This window comes from Beijerinckia indica subsp. indica ATCC 9039 (assembly GCF_000019845.1).
Lineage (GTDB): Bacteria > Pseudomonadota > Alphaproteobacteria > Rhizobiales > Beijerinckiaceae > Beijerinckia > Beijerinckia indica.
In genome coordinates this window covers 558,041-576,571 of the sequence record NC_010581.1, presented here as the reverse complement: position 1 = coordinate 576,571, position 18,531 = coordinate 558,041, and the positions used below count along the sequence as shown (strand labels likewise).

19 protein-coding genes and 1 pseudogene are annotated in these 18,531 nt (G+C 54.3%); 8 read left to right on the top strand and 12 right to left on the bottom strand.

All coding sequences use genetic code 11. The annotated features are described in order from the left end of the window. Window positions 1-20: 20 nt before the first annotated feature. The 4 genes from BIND_RS02655 to BIND_RS02635 all read left to right on the top strand — a co-directional run bounded on the left by BIND_RS02655 (window position 21) and on the right by BIND_RS02635 (window position 4,169). The gene (locus BIND_RS02655; protein ID WP_012383531.1) at window positions 21-518 is read left to right on the top strand and encodes a peptide deformylase; all 498 of its coding nucleotides are present in this window, start codon (window positions 21-23) and stop codon (window positions 516-518) included. Between the two features lie 435 nt (window positions 519-953). Beyond that, window positions 954-2,453, top strand: coding sequence for a glycosyltransferase family 4 protein (locus BIND_RS02645; protein ID WP_012383530.1), 1,500 nt, complete (start codon window positions 954-956; stop codon window positions 2,451-2,453). Beyond that, entirely contained in the window at window positions 2,446-3,147 is a 702-nt protein-coding gene (locus BIND_RS02640) for a glycosyltransferase family protein (protein WP_012383529.1), read from the top strand. Before BIND_RS02645 ends, BIND_RS02640 begins: the two co-directional genes overlap by 8 nt. Beyond that, window positions 3,144-4,169: a glycosyltransferase family 2 protein gene (locus BIND_RS02635; protein WP_012383528.1), complete on the top strand. Its 1,026-nt coding sequence runs from the start codon at window positions 3,144-3,146 to the stop codon at window positions 4,167-4,169. Before BIND_RS02640 ends, BIND_RS02635 begins: the two co-directional genes overlap by 4 nt. A gap of 84 nt (window positions 4,170-4,253) precedes the next feature. Here BIND_RS02635 and BIND_RS02630 read toward each other — a convergent pair whose 3' ends face one another. From BIND_RS02630 to BIND_RS02620, 3 genes are all read right to left on the bottom strand, one after another. After that, the gene (locus BIND_RS02630) at window positions 4,254-5,273 is read right to left on the bottom strand and encodes a ligand-gated ion channel (RefSeq protein ID WP_012383527.1); all 1,020 of its coding nucleotides are present in this window, start codon (window positions 5,271-5,273) and stop codon (window positions 4,254-4,256) included. Between the two features lie 27 nt (window positions 5,274-5,300). Continuing rightward, window positions 5,301-7,094: a glycosyltransferase family protein gene (locus BIND_RS21075; RefSeq protein WP_148210540.1), complete on the bottom strand. Its 1,794-nt coding sequence runs from the start codon at window positions 7,092-7,094 to the stop codon at window positions 5,301-5,303. A gap of 113 nt (window positions 7,095-7,207) precedes the next feature. Next, complete coding sequence (locus BIND_RS02620) at window positions 7,208-8,365, bottom strand: FkbM family methyltransferase (RefSeq protein ID WP_012383525.1); 1,158 nt, start codon at window positions 8,363-8,365, stop codon at window positions 7,208-7,210. A 355-nt stretch (window positions 8,366-8,720) separates the two neighbouring features. Here BIND_RS02620 and panD point away from each other — a divergent pair, with 355 nt between their 5' ends. Continuing rightward, entirely contained in the window at window positions 8,721-9,173 is a 453-nt protein-coding gene (panD, locus tag BIND_RS02615; protein ID WP_012383524.1) for an aspartate 1-decarboxylase, read from the top strand. 110 nt (window positions 9,174-9,283) lie between these two features. Here panD and BIND_RS02610 read toward each other — a convergent pair whose 3' ends face one another. The 3 genes from BIND_RS02610 to BIND_RS02600 all read right to left on the bottom strand — a co-directional run bounded on the left by BIND_RS02610 (window position 9,284) and on the right by BIND_RS02600 (window position 11,212). Next, window positions 9,284-9,550, bottom strand: a complete 267-nt coding sequence (locus BIND_RS02610) for a BQ00720 family protein (RefSeq protein WP_012383523.1) — start codon at window positions 9,548-9,550, stop codon at window positions 9,284-9,286. 107 nt (window positions 9,551-9,657) lie between these two features. Further along, window positions 9,658-10,086 (bottom strand): Hsp20 family protein, encoded by a 429-nt coding sequence (locus BIND_RS02605; RefSeq protein WP_041778352.1) that lies wholly within the window; start codon window positions 10,084-10,086, stop codon window positions 9,658-9,660. A 130-nt stretch (window positions 10,087-10,216) separates the two neighbouring features. Next, window positions 10,217-11,212, bottom strand: coding sequence for a 2-hydroxyacid dehydrogenase (locus tag BIND_RS02600; protein ID WP_012383521.1), 996 nt, complete (start codon window positions 11,210-11,212; stop codon window positions 10,217-10,219). 286 nt (window positions 11,213-11,498) lie between these two features. Here BIND_RS02600 and BIND_RS02595 point away from each other — a divergent pair, with 286 nt between their 5' ends. Beyond that, window positions 11,499-12,077, top strand: coding sequence for an SH3 domain-containing protein (locus BIND_RS02595; protein WP_012383520.1), 579 nt, complete (start codon window positions 11,499-11,501; stop codon window positions 12,075-12,077). Between the two features lie 74 nt (window positions 12,078-12,151). Next, window positions 12,152-12,310 (top strand): annotated as a pseudogene (locus BIND_RS21160) (S-(hydroxymethyl)glutathione dehydrogenase); the annotation flags it as partial. Between the two features lie 58 nt (window positions 12,311-12,368). Here the strand turns inward: BIND_RS21160 and BIND_RS02585 are convergent. Genes BIND_RS02585 through BIND_RS02560 form a run of 6 tightly spaced genes read right to left on the bottom strand, consistent with a single transcriptional unit; the run spans window position 12,369 to window position 17,471 of the window. Next, window positions 12,369-12,911 (bottom strand): hydrogenase maturation protease, encoded by a 543-nt coding sequence (locus BIND_RS02585; protein ID WP_012383519.1) that lies wholly within the window; start codon window positions 12,909-12,911, stop codon window positions 12,369-12,371. Beyond that, window positions 12,908-14,197 (bottom strand): Ni/Fe hydrogenase subunit alpha, encoded by a 1,290-nt coding sequence (locus BIND_RS02580; protein WP_012383518.1) that lies wholly within the window; start codon window positions 14,195-14,197, stop codon window positions 12,908-12,910. The genes BIND_RS02585 and BIND_RS02580 overlap by 4 nt, the downstream gene beginning before the upstream one ends. Next, a complete protein-coding gene (locus BIND_RS02575) occupies window positions 14,172-14,993 on the bottom strand; it encodes an NADH-quinone oxidoreductase subunit B family protein (RefSeq protein ID WP_012383517.1) in 822 nt (273 codons plus the stop codon). The genes BIND_RS02580 and BIND_RS02575 overlap by 26 nt, the downstream gene beginning before the upstream one ends. A 1-nt stretch (window position 14,994) precedes the next feature. Next, entirely contained in the window at window positions 14,995-15,864 is an 870-nt protein-coding gene (locus tag BIND_RS02570) for an FAD/NAD(P)-binding protein (protein WP_012383516.1), read from the bottom strand. A 1-nt stretch (window position 15,865) separates the two neighbouring features. Further along, window positions 15,866-16,324, bottom strand: a complete 459-nt coding sequence (locus BIND_RS02565; protein ID WP_012383515.1) for a Crp/Fnr family transcriptional regulator — start codon at window positions 16,322-16,324, stop codon at window positions 15,866-15,868. Continuing rightward, complete coding sequence (locus BIND_RS02560; RefSeq protein WP_012383514.1) at window positions 16,311-17,471, bottom strand: 4Fe-4S dicluster domain-containing protein; 1,161 nt, start codon at window positions 17,469-17,471, stop codon at window positions 16,311-16,313. The genes BIND_RS02565 and BIND_RS02560 overlap by 14 nt, the downstream gene beginning before the upstream one ends. A 224-nt stretch (window positions 17,472-17,695) precedes the next feature. On the opposite strand from BIND_RS02560, the gene BIND_RS19950 reads away from it, so the two are divergent. Then, on the top strand, window positions 17,696-18,496 hold the full coding sequence (locus tag BIND_RS19950) for a DUF3891 family protein (RefSeq protein ID WP_012383513.1): 801 nt from the start codon (window positions 17,696-17,698) through the stop codon (window positions 18,494-18,496). The last annotated feature ends 35 nt before the right edge of the window (window positions 18,497-18,531 follow it).

Below are 18,531 nucleotides of genomic sequence, written 5' to 3'. Positions count from 1 at the left end.
TTACGGCAAGGATGAGAGCCATGGCGGTGCGCCCAGTCATACGATTTCCCGACCCACGCCTCAGCATGGCGGCTCAAAAGGTCGAACATTTCGATGAGACACTCCGAACCCTCGCGGATGATCTGGTCGAGAGCCTGCACGCCGCCCACGGCATCGGCATTACCGCGCCCCATATCGGTGTTCCGGCGCGCCTCGTTGCCCTCGAACTCACGCCCAACCAAACACGTCTTTACGTAAATCCGGAAATCATTTGGTCCTCGGATACAAAGATCCGGCACCAGGAAGGCAGCGTCTCCATGCCCGGCGTGACCGAAATCGTGGAACGCTGCGCTGAAATCCATGTGCGCTATCAAGATCTCGACGGGTCTGTCCATATCGAGAAGGCTGATGGTTTCCTCGCGATCTGTCATCAGCATGAAATCGACCAGCTCGATGGTCTTTTCTGGATACAAAGACTCTCGCGCCTCAAACGCGAACGTGTCATCAAACGCTATGAAAAATTAGCGTCTGACCGATAAGATCACATGAATCGTCGCTTGAGTGATTACACATTTACAGGTCCTGGATATTTAGTCCCAGGATGGATGGACCGGTTTTAATCTGTACCTCCGTGGCAACACTGCATCCCCCTATCCGGGCGGGAAACCTCAATCCCGTTTTTTTTCGAGCTGGCTCCTGAGCCGGACCGCCCCAGATCGCGTCGACTTGCAAAGCGCATCGAAGCTTGGTTTGCGATTTCCCACAGCCGATTCTCTTCTCATTGCAAATATCGCTTAAATCTGGCAGGAAGCTTTTTATGCTTGCACGCATAATCGCCGAAGCATGAGTTGATCGAACCAATATTTGACCTTTCGAAAGTCCTCGCTTCTATTCCTGAGGACAACACGACAGAATGCATAGTATAGAACGCCGCAGCGACAATATCCTATTCCGTACTCTGGTAAGGTGAAACTTTGACTTCCTTGAAGCTTCCGGATCATCCATCGTGGCAGGGATCAGAGGATCAATTTGAGGAAAAACCGCTCAACACAGCCGAGTTGACTGCAGTCTTGCAGTACGAAATAGCCCGGCTCACGCGCGAATGTGACGAACTTCGGGTTAAAAATACTGCGCTTGCCGAGGCCAATACAGCCCTGCAAAAGGCATCCGACCAATCGGTCCCATCTCAGCCATCCGGCGATACGGCTCATTCTCGGAAAATCACCACCTCCCCTTTCTCCATTTTGTCCACATTTGTGCGCAACCTGTTTGCCCAAAACCCGAACAATGCAAAGCTGGACGACGAGAGTTCTGTTTCCTCTATACTTCGCGCACAACGGTGGAGCGGTGGAGACTTTTTTGTCGTTTCCGACATGCCCCCGCTTTTCGATCAGCAGAGCGGCGCGCTGCGGATGATGACTTTGCTTCAGCTCATGAATGAAGCGGGATGGAGAATTACCTTCGGATCTTACATAGAGCGCTCGAAATTGCCGTTGGCATTGACATCGAATGAAGGGCGCGCACGCTATGAAGGCGCACTCTATAAACATGGCGTGCAATGCATTCTCTATGGAATGGACGAGATAAACACCTACCTCAGGAAAAAGGAAACTCGTCTTAATTGGGCCTTTGTTTCTTTTCCACACATCGCCAGCGCCGTCATGCCTTTGGTCCGAGCGCGGTTTCCCAATGCACTCATTGCCTTTGATATGGTGGATTTTCATAGTCTTCGCCTGGAACGAGAAGCCGAATTGCTTGGCGATAGCGAGAAACTCGCGCAGGCACGCCACCAGCGTGAAGAGGAAATCGGACTGGCGCTTGCGGCGGATGTCACTCTCGCCATCACGGCCGAAGAAAAGGAGAACCTTCTCTCCCTAGCGCCGCTGGCAGTCGTGAAAGTATTGCCTAATGTGTTTGAGCTGCCTCAATACACACCTCCAGGGCCAACTGAACGCAATGGTGTTTTTTTTCTCGGCGGCTTTTGGCACGCGCCAAATAGCGACGGCATAAAATGGTTCGTCGAAAAAATCTGGCCATTCGTCCGCGCCAAGGAACCCAATGCCATTTTGCGGATCGCTGGAAGCAATATGAATGAGGACATTCTGGCCCTAAGCGCCGTGCCAGGCATAGAAGTGCTCGGCTATGTTCCATATCTACAACCCTTATTCGACAGCAATCGGGTCTTCATCGCGCCCCTACGTTATGGTGCGGGGATGAAAGGAAAAGTCGGACAGAGTCTCGCTCATGGCCTTCCCGTCGTCGCGACCACTATCGGTGCGGAGGGAATGAGTCTTGTCGACGGCACCCACATTCTGGTAGCTGACGAAGAAAGCGCCTTTGCCGATCATATCGTCCAAGTCTTGCGAGACGATTCTTTATGGTGCCATCTCTCCGAGCACGGGCGGACCCACATCGAAAAGACACTCTCTCTTGATGTCGTTCGGACACAAGTTGGAGACATCTTTCATGGCTAGGATCCTGGCGGCAGGTGTCTATATGGCGGAGAAACCGAATACGGTTGCTCATGTCAGCCTGTGTCTGGCTCTTTCCAAAAAGCACAGGGTCGAACAACGCTGGATCGCCCTGTCACCAAATGGCAAGGGCGCTTGCGACCATCCGATGACGCTCGCGGTCGTGACCGAACGCACGCCGAAATTCCAGCTTCTGGATCGTCTCCTCATCGATGCGCAGGATTATGATTGGATTCTCCTCTGCGACGACGATATCGAACTGGATTTCGACGCGATCGACAAGCTCATCGATTACGCTACAGCCTATGACTTTGCTTTGTGTCAACCCGCGCGCACGACCGACAGTTTTACCGATCATCCGTTGGTCCAGGTGCTGCCGGGATTGAAAGCCCGGCGCACTCGTTTTGTCGAAATTGGCCCCTTCGTTTGTATGCGCCGAGACGCCGCCAAACTCCTTCTGCCCTTTGGAAACGCGTGTGGGATGGGATGGGGACTCGATTTTGTATGGCCTCAAATCATCGAGGATGCGAAACTGAAAATGGGGATCATCGACGCCGTACCGGTCGCCCATCGAATCCGTCCGCCGGTAACAGGATATAATTATGAATCAGCGCGCCGAGAAATGGATCGTTTGCTGGCTGAGCACCCCCATCTGACACTGGAACAAGCTTTCACTGTCATCGAGGCCTATCTATGATACCCGAAATTTCGGCTATCTTGACGACGCATAATCGTGCGCATTTGCTTCCTCGTGTTCTTCAAGGTCTCAAACAGCAGACACTTGCACCATCCCGGTTTGAGATCGTGGCCATCGATGACGGCTCGACCGATGATACACAGGCTGTTCTCAAACATTGGCAGAATGAACTTCCACTCCGTATTTTTCCGCAGCGCGCATCAGGACTCGCCGCGGCGAAAAATCTCGGAATATTCGTAAGCCGCGCCCCTATCGTTGTTTTTCTAGATGATGACGATGTCGCCAGCCCTGATCTTCTCGCCAGTCATTTAGCCATTCATCTCGAACAGCCTGACCAAGCTGTAGCCGTCCTCGGCCGAACGATTCTCGCGCCCGAGATTGCCGATCTCCCTCTCATGCGGCACGTAACCGAAGTCGGCTGTCAATTGTTTTCCTATCATTGGATGCAGCCCCGACAGGTGCTTGGTTACAAGGAGTTTTGGGGTGGCCGTAGTTCATGCAAGCGAGGCTTGCTTGTCCGACACGGCGTGTTTCATCCTGACTTTAAATTTGGATGCGAGGATATAGAACTGGGCTGGCGGCTCGCTAAACATGGGTTGCGGGTCATCTATGAACCACGCGCTTATTCGACCATGATCCGCGCCATCAATTTCGATCAATTCTGCCAACGATCTTATCGTCAAGGCCGATCGCAACATGCCTTTTCAATGTTGCACGACGATAATACTATCCGTGCTTATTGCGAGATTGATGCAGCTCTTGCTGCATGGCATACGCACTGGGTTGACTATGCTGGCCTTCTTCGCTGGACACGGAAACTAGAAAAACTGACCTTGGCAAGGGCTCGGGCATCCTTTCCCCTCCATGATCTCTTACAGAAGACACTGGATCTGGCCTACAGAGATGCGTTTTTTCTATCACGGGCGAAAGGCATTGCGGATACTGCAAAGGAAACAACAAAACCCGTCGACCAAGAGAAACAACGAGATCTGTTTGAATACGGCCTCCAGGCGGCGAGATAAGAAAGAAAAAATCAAAGCCGCCTTGAGCGGCTTATAGTGGGTTCGAAGACAAGACGTGAGGTTGATGACCTCGCGCAGCGCTTTTTAAGCCGGTTCCAAATAGCTCATCAATTCCGGGGAAGCAATAAAAGGATTCTTGAAACGATCTCGCAAATATTCATTATGGCGGAGCGCTATCCTATGAGCTCGTTTAATTGGCTCTCCATTCGAGTAATGATTAAACGCCCACCAACCGTCTGGTAGACCCGAGACTTTATTATTTGCAAGCCGCGTACAATACCATTTCATCAATTCGAAAATTTCCGGGCGTCCATTGGCATAACGCTCAAGCATTAATTGCCCCACCCACGTTATTTTCGTGAAATGGAAAAAACGCAGTATGCTTCCATTTGCTCTAATAGAACCATCTTCATGAATAGTAATCGGACGGCGGCTTTGGTTCCAACTAGCGACATTGTATCCCGGATCGCGCAATATATGCGTGGAAGGAAAGAAAACAGGCGCATGATCACACCAGCGCTGATCCACGAATAATCCATTTGGGATATCGTCATAACAGAAGTGAAGCAATCGATCTCGCCACCATTGAGCAAATGCTCTGCCCTCTTCACGATTGGCAACCGCGACAAATCCTAGATTATAAATACCATGCTTCAACGACCCTATTTCATTGTCGGTGATAGCTTGAAGAGAGTGATCTGGCTCAATCTGGTGGGGCGTTAAGACAACATCATGACTATCGAGTAACCGCTCGATTTCAGAGAGGTCCGAGAAAACGGCAATATCCGGATCGAGATAGATAACTTTAGACGCACCATCATTCAGCAGTTTCCACAACATGGGTCCCTTGACTGCTGTGCAGAGTTCCACGACATCATGAGTAAATACCCAGCTATCCGTATTCGCAATGCCAAGTTCTTCTATGCGGACAACACCGTCAATCGGCTCGTTTGCAAGGTCAAATTCAAACCCTGGAGGTTCCCGATCGGGTAAACATAACCAAAACTTCCAATTAGGTTGATGCTTTCTGAGTGTTTGTCCGAGAACCCGCACCCGATCCAGATAGGAGAAGGAGGCGCTTGTAAAGCAGTGAATTTCACTCATATGCCGTCGACCGTCCTCTAAACTTCTTTATCCAAATGCCAGGAGAGCAGGATTATCCCGTAACAACCAATCTGCGGTGCCGCCTCCCGCTATCAGAGCGCCGCGACGGCGCACGGCTTTCGTAGCAAGTTGGATAATGTCACCCGTTTCAAATAAAGCAAATAAGCTTGACTGATCCGGCAGCACAATTCCCTGCTCCGGGGCTTGCACAGTGACAACGGGATCAACATTTCCTGCACCCTTATGGGTTACAATGAATACGCCGGCTGCCAGGGCTTCATGCGCTACATAGCAGAATGTTTCTGGCCACATAGGCCAAAGGACAACAATGTCAATATGCGCGGCCGCCAACGCATGGATCATCGCATCATGATCATCTGGCCCAACTTGGACATGGCAATATCCAATACAATCAGGCAGCACGACCTCGTGGGAAGGCATGCCTAGTTGAATGAATTCATATCGTTGATCTTGTCTAAAACGGAGAGCGAGTTCCTCAAAAACAGACCATCCCTTATGGAAGACTCGTTGTCCGACATAGGCAACGCGTAATGTCTGTTGTGGAGCCGTATGTATCGAAAATCGTTCTTCGGCAAACACCAACCGAGCCGGAGGTACGACGACACCTTGTTGATGCGGCAATTCGAAATGCCGCCATTTCTCGAGAGCAAATTCCGAAGGGGCGAGTACGATAGGATGTGTTGTTTGAAAGAAATTCTGAATTCTCCCGTAGTGTTCGGATCGCCCTTCACCGTAACAGCATATATCGCAAGCCATGGAATCCGGAGGTGGACCACCACAGAACGTAATATCATTGCGAAGCAATGTATAGTTTTCACATACTGTAAATAGGTCATGAACCCAAACAACGGGGCTTTTTATTTGAGTAATATCAAATAACTTTAAAATTAACTCGGGAGAGAACCCCATCAAATGGTGTATTATACATTTAATGCCTCTTTCTCGCGCCTCTGTCTTAACAAGTGCAGCGATGAACTCATCAAAAGCTATATGCCCCAGAAATGTTCCATCAATGCGTATCGCGACGATGAAATCCGCCGGAATCGTAAGAATATCAGCCAGACTTTGCAGCGGCCTCATGGGAGAGACGTGAAGGTAGTTCCACTGAGCGCGGTTAAAAGCCTTTTGCTCGTCAACAATGACATTCTGCACGCCACCGCAACTACGAGTATAGTCATCATGGCTGAATGAAATGATGAGCCCGCTACCCATTTGACTGATGTTTAAACGATCAATCAACTCATCGCCATCGATCTGGTCCACAGCCTGATTGTTCAAAGAAGCCGCAGTCCCTCCTTTGGAGGGCGCTCGCGCAGCTTCTAAACGCCGCCGCCATATCCCCAGTGGATCCCGCGCCTCCCGTCCCTCCGCCTGCCCAGCCATAATGAAATGAATCAAAGGATTCACGTCAGCGGCGGCGACGTCAGGATATGTTTGCAGATAGAAATTCACGTCGAAAGAAAGGCTTGGATTCCGACGCTCACGCCATCCCCAGATTAAAAAATGCTTCAGCGGATCAATATTAGCGTCTCTAACATCCGTATTCTTGGCAAGATAATAGCTTTTGTCGAAATAGGGCGCGGCAATTTCCAGGTGATGATGATCAACCAGAAGGTCCTCAGGTGGAACCTTTTCGGTCGTCACAGCGGCTAGCACGCCCTCTTCCGAAACGGCAAGAACATCCTCGATAGAAGCCCCTTCGATCGAAGTAGCATCAATGGCAGCCGAATAGTGTTTCAGGCGAAACCACCGAGAGAGCCACGAAGCCTTACTTGAAGCCGCCATTTTTAAATTACTCACGAATTTTTCGCTGTCATGAATTAGTCACACAAACTTCGATTATGTGCTGCGGTTTCTATAAATCATCTCGAATAAAATTTTCCGCCTTAACGTCTTACCCTTCTGTTAACATCTTACCTTTCCATCTTTTGCTCACCATCAGTCAGTTTTGCCCGTTTATTAGAGGTTTCGCTTGTGTCATGCCCATGCTCGCTAGTCAATTGAAGGAGACGCGCGGATTTTTCCGCCAGTGCAGCTTCGGCTCTTTCTGCGCGCATTGTCTCAAAAACGCGGCGGCCGCGTTCAGACTTCAAACGTTGATCGAGCGTTAGCCAATTCGACGCTGCAGATGCTGTCGAATCGGGACGTAAATATTCCGGAAAATTCTGACCGAGGAGCGCATGGCCCGCCAAGGCCACGATCTCCTCTCGTTCCAAGCCGTTCCACTCTTTCAATCCCCAGCGTGGGGTTTTCCAAAGGGCATCCTTAAGATCGAGCTCACTCCGAATTGGTCGCAATATACAATGATGTTCAATGAGTATTGGCGAGAGAGAAGGAGGAGTTTTGGGGGCAAGAAGCAATCCGGCTTCATAAGCAAAAGGGAATATCGGCTCTCTATCACCAAAAAAATTTTCTATATTATGCGCAGGAAACGCAAAATAATATAAGGGAAGGTCCCATGAGAGCAATTCCCGAACAAGCTCCAACGATCCTGCTGTCTCATTGCATTCGGTCCAGATCGTACAATCTCCTTTGGAGAGATATTCCGCATCTGCTTTCAAAATTTCCAGCTCCATGCCCTCGACATCGAGCTTTATGAGATTAAATGGCCCCAATTTCTCGCGTAACTCGGTGAGTGTTAAGATATCGGCCTTTGAGGACGCAATCTTATCGGATATATTGAGGGTATGTTTGAAGCCAGTCGAGCCTAAATTATCGCTTTCACTCGCGCCCATCTCATAATTCTCTCCGGGCGTACCCACAATTGCTTCAACAACACTATGGGCTATTGCGCAATTGCGCTTCACATTTTCTTTCAGCATCGCTGCAGCAGTAGGATTGGCTTCAACAAATCCAAGAAATTGTAATTGGCGCCGTTGAGCAAGGCCCAAGCCGAAAGTACCCACAAATGCGCCGACATCTAGAACACGCGCTCCATCCATCGGCAAAACCTCTGCAATGAAGCACACCTCATCCCATGCCCATTCGCCATATCGCACCAGGAATTGCGCAATGAGATCATGATCAGCCTCAGGGAAATCCATAAGGCCATAGCGTGTATTGATCCGCATTCCACACTTTCAAATTTTATGGCACCGCCATAATGAATGCTGTTCAAGCAATCGCATCTGCCCTGAATTAAGCAGTTGAATCTTTAAACATTCATCATCAGGACGAGCGCGAAAGCAGCGAGAGGTTTTTTTCAGAATAAAGTCGACCTTTTTTGGACCGTCACCCCATGATTAATCCCCCCTATAGCTACGGCGCCGGTTTAAAGATGCCAAATTTGCTATCGTAACTTATATGAATGGTAGTGAATTTTCGCCTTTTCGGAAAGAGAGCGAAAATTCGAACGTGCTCTGCCGGATTATTTCGTCGACCGTTGATCGGACACGAAACGTTCTCGAATATGGAAAAGGTCTCTCTATGCGAAAAGTCATGGCGGCGAAGCTGCATGGGATCCATGTCACCGCGGCCGATCTCGATTACCATGGATCGATTACGCTCGATCCGGATCATTGCGAAAAAGCGGGGCTTTTGCCGCTCGAATTCGTCGACATCTGGAATAAAAATTCCGGAGCGCGAATCTCGACCTATGTCATTTTCGGCGAGCGTTACTCACGGTGCTGCATTTTGAACGGCGCCGCGGCCAGAACCTGCCAGGTCGGCGATGAGATCATCATTTGCAGCTCTCATTATATCGAAGCGGAGCGTATCGCCGATTTCCAGCCGAAGATCCTCACCTTCGACAAGGGCAATCATATTGTCGAGACATTGAGCTATGTCGTCGAGCGCGATGGAACCGGCCGTTATCATTTCGATATCGTCAATGAGGGCGGGCAATCGCTTCCCATCCCCGTGAAAGCCCATGGGCGCTGACCGGCGTCTATTCGAAAGGCCAAGAAGGGGCACAAACCAAAACGGCGCCGCGCATCGCGCAACGCCGTTTTAAAATTCTCGTTCTTCGAGGAGGAACTTCGGCCAAACCATTAGTGCAGGCTGACCATTTGCAGCTGGTTTTCCATGGCATTAGCCAGCGCCGCGTCACGGGAATCGGTCAGCACAATCGGCTTGCCATCGGCCGCGAGCAAAGCGAAGAGCTTCAAGCCCGGCATGAGTTCCGGCGCGTCGGGGAAGAGCTGATTGACATCTTCCGAGCGCACGGATTTCAGATAAGCGACCCGGCCGCCGCCGAGGCTTGCGAGCTGCTCATCGGTGAGCAAAGGGTTAGGATGGGTCTTCGTTTCGTCCAACATGACAGCACCTTTCTTGCAAATTTGCATCTTGCAATACCGAAGGGCCTAAAATCGTCCAGCCTGCGAACCCTCTTTTCCAGGTTTCAACCAATCCCGCGCGGTTTGGTTCAATCTCGAACGGCGATCTCGATTTTCTGAACCACGCGACTGGGATCCGGCCGAATGAGATCGATGGACAATAATCCATTGGTCAGATCGGCGCCCGAGACCTGCATGCCATCGGCGAGCAGGAAAACGCGCTGGAATTGCCGCGCGGCAATGCCGCGATGCAGATAGTGACGCGCTTTATCGTCCTGCTGGCGTCCGCGGATCAGCAATTGGCCATCCTCGATGGTGATTTCCAATTGCTCACGCGTGAACCCGGCAACAGCCAGGGTGATGCGCAGCATTTCGGTCTGCGTCCCATCACGGGCAATCCGCTCAATATTATAGGGCGGATAGCCGTCGGACGCCATGCGCGTCGCTCGATCGAGAGCCCGTTCGATCTCGTCAAAGCCGAGCAGGAACGGGGAATTGAGGGTAGGTAGACGTGACATCTGCAAGAATATTTCCCGCGCGAAGCCTTTTGGCCTTCGTTGGGCGACCCTTCCGGCATCGCCCTTGGGCATATATGGCGCTTGCAATCAGTGCTTCAAGAGCCAGTCCGAACCTCAATCGCGACAGGGATTAAAGCATCCCCGGCAAAACCCTGTCCGGCGGCCGGTGACCGTCCATGAAGGTCTTGATATTGATCAACACTTTCTCGCCCATGTCGATGCGCCCCTCGGTCGTCGCCGAACCCATATGCGGCAGGAGCGTGACCTTGCCCGCCTTGGCAAGCCGGATCAATTTGGTCGAGACGGCCGGCTCGTGCTCGAAGACATCGAGCCCCGCTCCAGCGATCTGACCTGCCTCCAGCATACGAGTCAGCGCGGCTTCGTCGATCAGCTCGCCGCGTGCCGTATTGACGAGGATCGAATGCGGCTGCAAATGGCTGAGACGCCGCGCCGAGAGAAGATGGTAAGTCGCCGGTGTATGGGGGCAATTGATCGAAACGATATCCATGCGCGCCAGCATCTGGTCCAGCGAGTCCCAATAAGTCGCCTCAAGCGTCTCTTCCACCTGCGCCGCGACCTTGCGACGATTGTGGTAATGAATCTGCAAACCGAAAGCCTTGGCGCGGCGAGCAAGGGCCTGGCCGATACGCCCCATGCCGATAATGCCTAGTCTCTTGCCGGTAATGCGCCGCCCCAGCATCCAGGTTGGCGACCAGCCATCCCATTCACTTTCGGGAATGATCCGCGAGCCCTCGACAAGCCGGCGCGCCACCGCGAGGATCAATGCCATCGTCATATCGGCCGTGTCTTCGGTCAACACGCCCGGCGTATTGGTCACAGTCAGACCGCGTTCGAGCGCGGCATTCACATCGATATTATCGACGCCATTGCCGAAATTGGCGATCAATTGCAATTGCGGCCCGGCCACAGCGAGTAATTCCGCATCGATCCGGTCAGTCACGGTCGGCACCAGGACGTCCGCTGTCGCGAGCGCCTTGGCCAAGGCCTCCTTATCCATCGGCGTATCGTCGAGGTTGAGCTGCGTGTTGAACAGCTCACACATCCGTGTCTCGATGACGTCCGGCAATTTCCGGGTCAAGACGACGAGAGGCTTCTTTCTCACCATTGTTTTTCCCGCGCCGCGATCTTTCCGGGTTTGATCAGGAACGACCCGCGCCGGTCCCGTTCCGCCGCAGGCTTTCACACCACTTTAACCATCGACGTCGCATAGAAGATACACCCAAAGGTTCCCACCTTGACGCCATCTCCGGCCTCTGTAGCAGATGACGGATCAAAGACAAGAATGAAGCAGAACCCGGGCCCGGCTCGAACAGGCCCTGGACGTGCATTCTTCAGTTTCGTTCAAAATCTCATTCTTGCAAAATCTCATTTTCGAAAGGAAAAGCATAGCGATGTTGGATGCGTTTCGGCCATTTTCCCCGCCTCGCCGATCTCGTCTGCCTTCGCGCCCGTTGGGGCCCCGCCTCTTTTCCCTCTCGTCCCTCTTCTTTCTCGCTCTTTGCCTCGTCCCCAGCCCTTCGCCTGCCCAGCAAGTTGGCACCGCCAGCGGCTTGCCGCTGCCGCGCTATGTGAGTCTCAAATCCGACCGGGTGAACCTCCGTGAAGGCCCCTCTAAGGACCATCGCACCACCTGGGTGTTCCAGCGCGCCGGCCTGCCCGTCGAGATTACCGCCGAATTCGAGACCTGGCGCAAGATCCGTGATTCCGAGGGGTCGGAAGGCTGGGTCTTGCATTCCCTCTTATCCGGCCGCCGCACCGCTTTGATCGCGCCGTGGAAAAAGGGCGAGGAATTTCCTCTCTATGAAAAGCCCAGCGACCATTCAGCCCTCCGGGCCAAGCTTCAGGCCAATGTCATCGCTGGCGTGCGCCGCTGCGATGGAACATGGTGTCGCCTCACCGGCGACGGTTTCGACGGCTATCTTCAGCAAGCCCTCCTCTGGGGGGTCTATCCTGATGAAAAGATCGAATGAGGACGAGGGCTGGAGATCACCTTTCCTCATACGGCAAGGGGTTCTAAAATCTTAGCTCGAACTGTCGCATCAACCGCGCCGTCGTGTTCGGCCTCGGCGGCATCGGCCTCAATGTCATCCAGGGCCTGCGGCTGATCAGCGCCGAACAGATCGTCGGAGTCGATGTCAATCCCGCCAAAAACCTCGTCGAACTGACCAAAGGCGGCGCCGACTACACGTTCGATTGTAAAGGGTTCGACTTGATGCATGGCAAGTCGATCCGTGCAGTGGTGGAATATGAGGGCGGATCGACTATTTTCGACTTCCCTTTATATTAGGATCACCCGACACGATGCTGATAGGATTTTGCCGCAGCCGCTCAACCTCGACGACGATGCGGTTCGCAACGTCCCTGGCAGCCGCAGCGACAATGGGTGTCATCGGTGCGCCATTGTCGAAGGTAGCCCCTTCGATGGCATATACAATGGCGACCTCTGGGAGCAGCTGAAGCGTTTGGCCAAGCGCGATCACCTCAGCGAGACCAAATGCATGACTCGACGTGAAGGAAACATCACTTGGCGATATGCCAGCCGCGGCGTCGATCCGATGAATACGGCCGGGGGTTCCCATCGGCGCGGAGGCATCCACACAGATCAAGGCATTGATTCCAGACCATTCTTCGATAAGAGAGAGGATATCGCCGCGCTTCATTAGAAGCGCGACATCAGGCGGCAGCCGGCCTGTGAGACTTTGGATGACGGCCGCGCCAATGCCATCGTCGCCCCTGTCTGGATTGCCGAGACCGACGACGAGAATCTTGTACAGCCCCCTCTCCTTTTCTCCAGCCCCGGTCATGTCCGCCGCACCGAGAGCTTGAGGAAATGAGCAGAGCACGAAATGCAGGGATCATAGTTGCGGATCGCCTGCTCGCAACGAGCACGGATGACATCGTCAGGTTGGTCAAGGATCATACTGGCAACAGCGGCAAGATCAGCTTCGATACTCGGCTGATTCTGCGATGTCGGCGGCACAATGCGCGCCCGCTCAATCGTGCCATCGGGCGCGAACTCATAGCGGTGCCACAATAGGCCGCGCGGTGCCTCCGTGCAGCCAAAGCCCGTCCCGGCGCGAGGCATAACCGTCACCGCCGCGCATTCTGGCGGTTCGTAGGCCGCGATCAACTTCAGCGCTTCCTCGCAGGCATAAACGATTTCGAGTGCCCGCACGATAATGCTCTGAAAAGGATTCTTGCAGACTGGGGGAAGCCCTGCCCCTCGGGCAAGTGCCTGAACAGAAGCGGGTAGCCGGTCGAAATTCAGCGCATAGCGGGCGAGCGGGCCAACAAGATAAGCGCCACGCCGCCGTGTCAGGGCATGCAGAGCAGTCGAATGGGCCACCTGACGTTCTTCAAACTCAGTCTCATAATCGGCGATATCGATATCGATACCGCGATTGGAGACGAGTCGCCCCTCATTGAACGGATATTCGTCTGGATGGCGCAGCGCGACGAATTCATAGTCCCGCTCATAATCGGGAAAGGGAAAGGAGGAGACCCAGCGGACAAGGCCGACGGCCAGAGCGCGGGCCCGTTCAAGGCTCTCCCCAATGGGTTCGAGTTCTGCCCGGCTGGGCACGCGATAAAAACCGCCGGTCTTGACATTAACAGGATGAATCTCGCGCCCACCCATCAGGCGCATCAGCGCGTTGCCGGTCTTCTTGAGCGCCAAGCCATTGCGAACGGCATCACCCTGTTCACTCGCCATCCGAATCCCATCGGGAAAGCCAAGAAAGTCAGGTGCATGCAGCATGACGATATGGAGAGCATGGCTTTCGATCCATTCGCCGCAATAGATGAGCCGCCTGAGCGCGCGGAGTTGGCCACTGACCGTGACACCGAACGCGTTTTCAATCGCATGGACGGCGCTCATCTGATAGGCGATCGGGCAGATGCCGCAGATACGCGCCACGAGGTCTGGCGTCTCCGCATAGCCCCGGCCGCGCAAGAACGCCTCGAAGAAACGCGGCGGTTCAAAGATCCTGAGCCGCGCCGAGGTGACGCGGCCATCATGGACCTCGATATCGAGCGCTCCTTCGCCCTCGACGCGAGCCAGATAGTCAACCAGGATCGTCCTGGTCGCCATTAGTGATGTCGTCGTGGGTGATGTCGGCATGGACGACGCTCTCTTTCCGAAAGGGCTCGGCGGCGGCGTAGAAGGTGCGGAAAGCTCGGCTTATATCGCGCGGTGCCGCGCCGAGAGCCTGCCATTCTCGTGCGAGCGCCGTCGTGTTGGGCGTTTCCATCGGGCCATAGCAACCATAGCAACCGCGCCGGAACGAAGGGCAGATAGCGCCGCACCCCGCATGAGTCACCGGCCCGAGACAAGGCATCCCCTGAACCATGACGCAGACGGTGCCATGCTGCTTACATTCGACGCAAACGCTATGGGCCGCGATCGATGGTTTGCGTCCGGCCAAGAAAGCCGAGATCACTTCGATGAGTTGCACCTTATTGACGGGGCAGCCTTGCAATTCGTAATCGACTGGAACATGCGCAGAGATCGGGGTCGAAGTGGAAAGCGTCGCAATATATTGCGGCGAGGCATAGACCGCGGCGATGAACGCATTCACATCGGCAAAATTTTTAAGGGTCTGGATGCCACCGGCGGTCGCGCAGGCGCCAATTGTGACGAGATGCCTCGATTGGGCCCGGACCATGCGGATACGCTCCGCATCATGCTCCGTCGTGATCGATCCCTCGACCAGGGAGAGGTCATAAGGGCCCGGCGCGACGGCTCTCGAGGCCTCAGGGAAATTGGCGATTTCGATCACACTGGCGAGAGTCAGAAGCTCGTCCTCGCAATCGAGCAGCGAGAGCTGGCAGCCGTCGCATGAAGCAAATTTCCAAACCGCCAGCCGGGGATGCCGCCGCTCACTCATCTCAGATCTCCCGGATGGAGAAGAAATCGGCGATTCGATCGAACCGCATGACTGGCCCATCCTTGCAGACAAAGAGCGGCCCGAACTGGCAATGACCACAGAGGCCAATGGCGCATTTCATGTTGCGTTCCATCGCAAGATAGATGTGATCCGAAGGCAGGCCTACCGCACGCAAAACACTCACGGTGAAGCGCATCATCACTTCCGGTCCGCAGAGCAAAGCGATTGTTTCATGGGGATCAAAAGCCATGCGCGAGACCAGCGCCGGTACAACGCCCACATTGCCATGCCAGTCGGGGCTCGCATGATCGACAGTCACTTCGATATCCATGTCCGACCGCTGACGCCATTGCTCCAATTCGCGACGGTAGAGGATGTCATTCGGGGTGCGGGCGCCGTACAAAATGGCAACGCGACCGTAACGGTTGCGATTGGCGAGGATTTGGTAGATGGCCGGGCGCAGCGGCGCGAGGCCGAGACCTCCGGCCACGATGACAATATCCGCGCCTTCAACGTCAGTGACGGGCCAGCCCATTCCGAATGGGCCACGCAGGCCGATTGTCGTGCCAGGCTGGAGCTTTGCGATGGCTCCGCTCACTGCGCCGAGATCGCGGATAGTATGCACGAAAACGACATCATCCGCGCTGCCTCCGCTTATGCTGATGGGCACCTCACCGACACCGAAGACAGAGAGCATGTTGAACTGCCCCGGCTCAAAAGCGGGCCGCGAGCCTGAGAGAGAGGTGAGTGCGAGTGTCACGGTGTCGGAAAGCTCGCGGAGAACCCGACTGACACGATAGAGCTGCGGGAGGAATGGATCGGGGCATGGCATCAAGCCCATATCGGTGGCACTCATGTCCATCACACCCATGTCAATGCTTTCCATAGATGTCGAGGATCTGCAGTCTGGTCGCCTGGAGCCGCTGCACCAGGAGCGGCAGGAAAAGTTTCATCATCTCATAGCCGAAATGGTGATCCGCTTCGCATTTCCCGCGCAGACATGCGGCATCGACGCCAATGGCCTGGGTGAGTTCCACAGCGCGTGCGTCGAATGTCCACTGGTAAGGCGGGATGAGCCAGGACACACCGACGATCTCTCCATCGCCAAGCGTCGCAAAGACGATCGGATTTTGTCCTGGCGCGACGATTTCGAGAGCGACTTTGCCGTGACGGATCAGGAAGAACTCATTTGCAGGCTCGCCTTCACGAAACAGATAGTGCCCTGCCTCGAAACGATGATTGCGGGCACAGCCTGTCACGAGCTCAAAATGCTTCGGAGCGAAACCGGCGAAGAATGGATGCTGCCTCAGAACAGGCTCAAGATTCTCCATGCTGTTGCCCTCGGGCGGGGTGCGGAGCGGCCCTGATGGCGGCCGTCTCTTCCGTAATGTCGATGCCCACCGGGCACCAGGTAATGCAACGGCCACAGCCGACACAGCCCGACGTGCCGAATTGATCGATCCAGCTCGCGAGCTTGTGCGTCATCCACTGCCGGTAACGTGAAACACCCGTCTTCCGCACACTGCCACCATGGATATAGGAGAAATCCATAGTGAAACAGGAGTCCCACTTGCGCACTCGCTCGGCGGATGTTCCCATGAGATCGCTGTGATCCTCGACCGTGGTGCAAAAACAGGTCGGGCAGACCATGGTGCAATTGCCGCACGTCAGACAACGCGCGGCGACAGCATCCCAGCGCGGATGATTGGGATTGCCCTGGAGAAGGTCCTTGATTCCATCAGTCTCCAGCTTACGTCCCATCTGGCTAGCCGTATGGGCCATGATTGCTTCCGCAGCCGCTATCTGTTGGTCAGAGGCCGGGCGATGTGTGACCTGTTCGAGCACATCGGCGCCGGCTTCACTGCCGATCTCAACAAGGAACTCGTGAGCACGGCCATCTATGAGTTCCGTCAACGCCAAGTCAAAACCCGAATGTGCTTTCGGCCCCGTCTGCATGGACACACAAAAGCATGTGCCTCCGGCAACCCCGCAATTGACGGCCACGATGAAGGCATCGCGCCGGCGCATCACATAGGTTGCATCGGGGTATGGCCCGTCACAGAAAACCCGATCCTGAATGGCTATGGCGTGGATCTCGCAGGCACGCACACCGAGAAAAGCAAATCTGGGCGCGGCTCTCTCTCCGGGACTGATTGTGATCCCCTCTGCGCCTTTGTTCATGGTCAAAAGCGTCTCTACAGGCGGATGCAGAAACCGTTTCCACGCCTGGGGACCGACAGTAAAGCCGAACAAAGCCTCATCTTGGCGGCGTTCCAGATGATAACGGCCCGGCTCCTGATGATCAGTCCAGCCGCTGGGGAGATCGGAAAGCCGGGTGATCCCGTCATAGACGATCGCGCCGTCTCGCACCCTCGGTCCAACGACATGGTAGTTTCGGGCTGCGAGCGCATCGATGAGCGTCTGCAACTCAGCGCAGGTGATCACCATTCTTGTTCCGTTGGTGAGGGGACGCTCCATTCTTTCAGCTCCACCGCAACCGACTTTAAGTAAAGTATCATCAAGATAACGTGTTTCGATTGGGATTCAGGTGGTGCGGATTACATCAATCTCAACCCACGATCATCTTCCTTTAGGAGGCAGCGGTTTCCTTCTTTTGGAACCGAGCACGAGGTCCGCTTGTAAACAGCCTGAACATCCCCGAGCCCTTCAACGTTCCAGAATGGCAAATTGACGAGGTCTCCATGTTGCTGCGTTCCGAAGGCTTGGAAACCATCGCCTTTTCCCAGCCAAGCCATGCCTGGTTATCGGGCCAGCTCGCGCGGCAATGGGGCAACGCGCATTTCGCTCCCCCCGAGCCCTTTGAAGATGTCTGTCTCGCCACCGAGCAGCATGATCTTGGCTGGCAAGAATGGGAGGCAGCGCCTGCCCTCAATGAAAAGACCGGCCTGCCCCAGCAGTTTTTCGAGGTGCCGGGCGACGTTCACATGAAACTCTGGCGCGAGGGCATTGGCACGGCGCAAATCTACGGCCGTTTTGTCGCTGTCCTCGTTTCGCTCCATGCCGTCACGATCTACGGGTTTGCCTTTGACCCCAAAACGGCTGAACCGGCCCATGCGGCAAAAGTTCATGCCTTTCTTGATGCCTTGGCGGCGCAACGGGAGGAATGGCTGCGCCAGCTCCGCGCCAATCCGCAATTTTCCAATGTCGTCACCAATCAAGCCCTGGAGCATTGCCGCCTTTTGATCGGCGTGCTCGATCGCCTCTCTCTCGACATTTGTTTCGGAGTAAAAAGCGAAAAATTTTATCGGAACGTGCCGATGACGAGACGTGAGACGACGGACCTGCGCCTGCGGCCGGTCGATCATGACCCCGCCGAACTCGTCCTGACTCCTTGGCCCTTCCGGCAAGATGTCATTAAAGTCCGCGTCCTCGGCAAACTGCTGCACAGCCGTTTTGCTTCGCAGGCCCAACTCGACGACGCTTTGCTCAAAGCGCAGGATCAGGCCGTGGAAACAATTTTGCGCGCTGGCGAGACCAAATAGCTGGACTCCAGCTTGGCAATATCGCGAAACCTGAC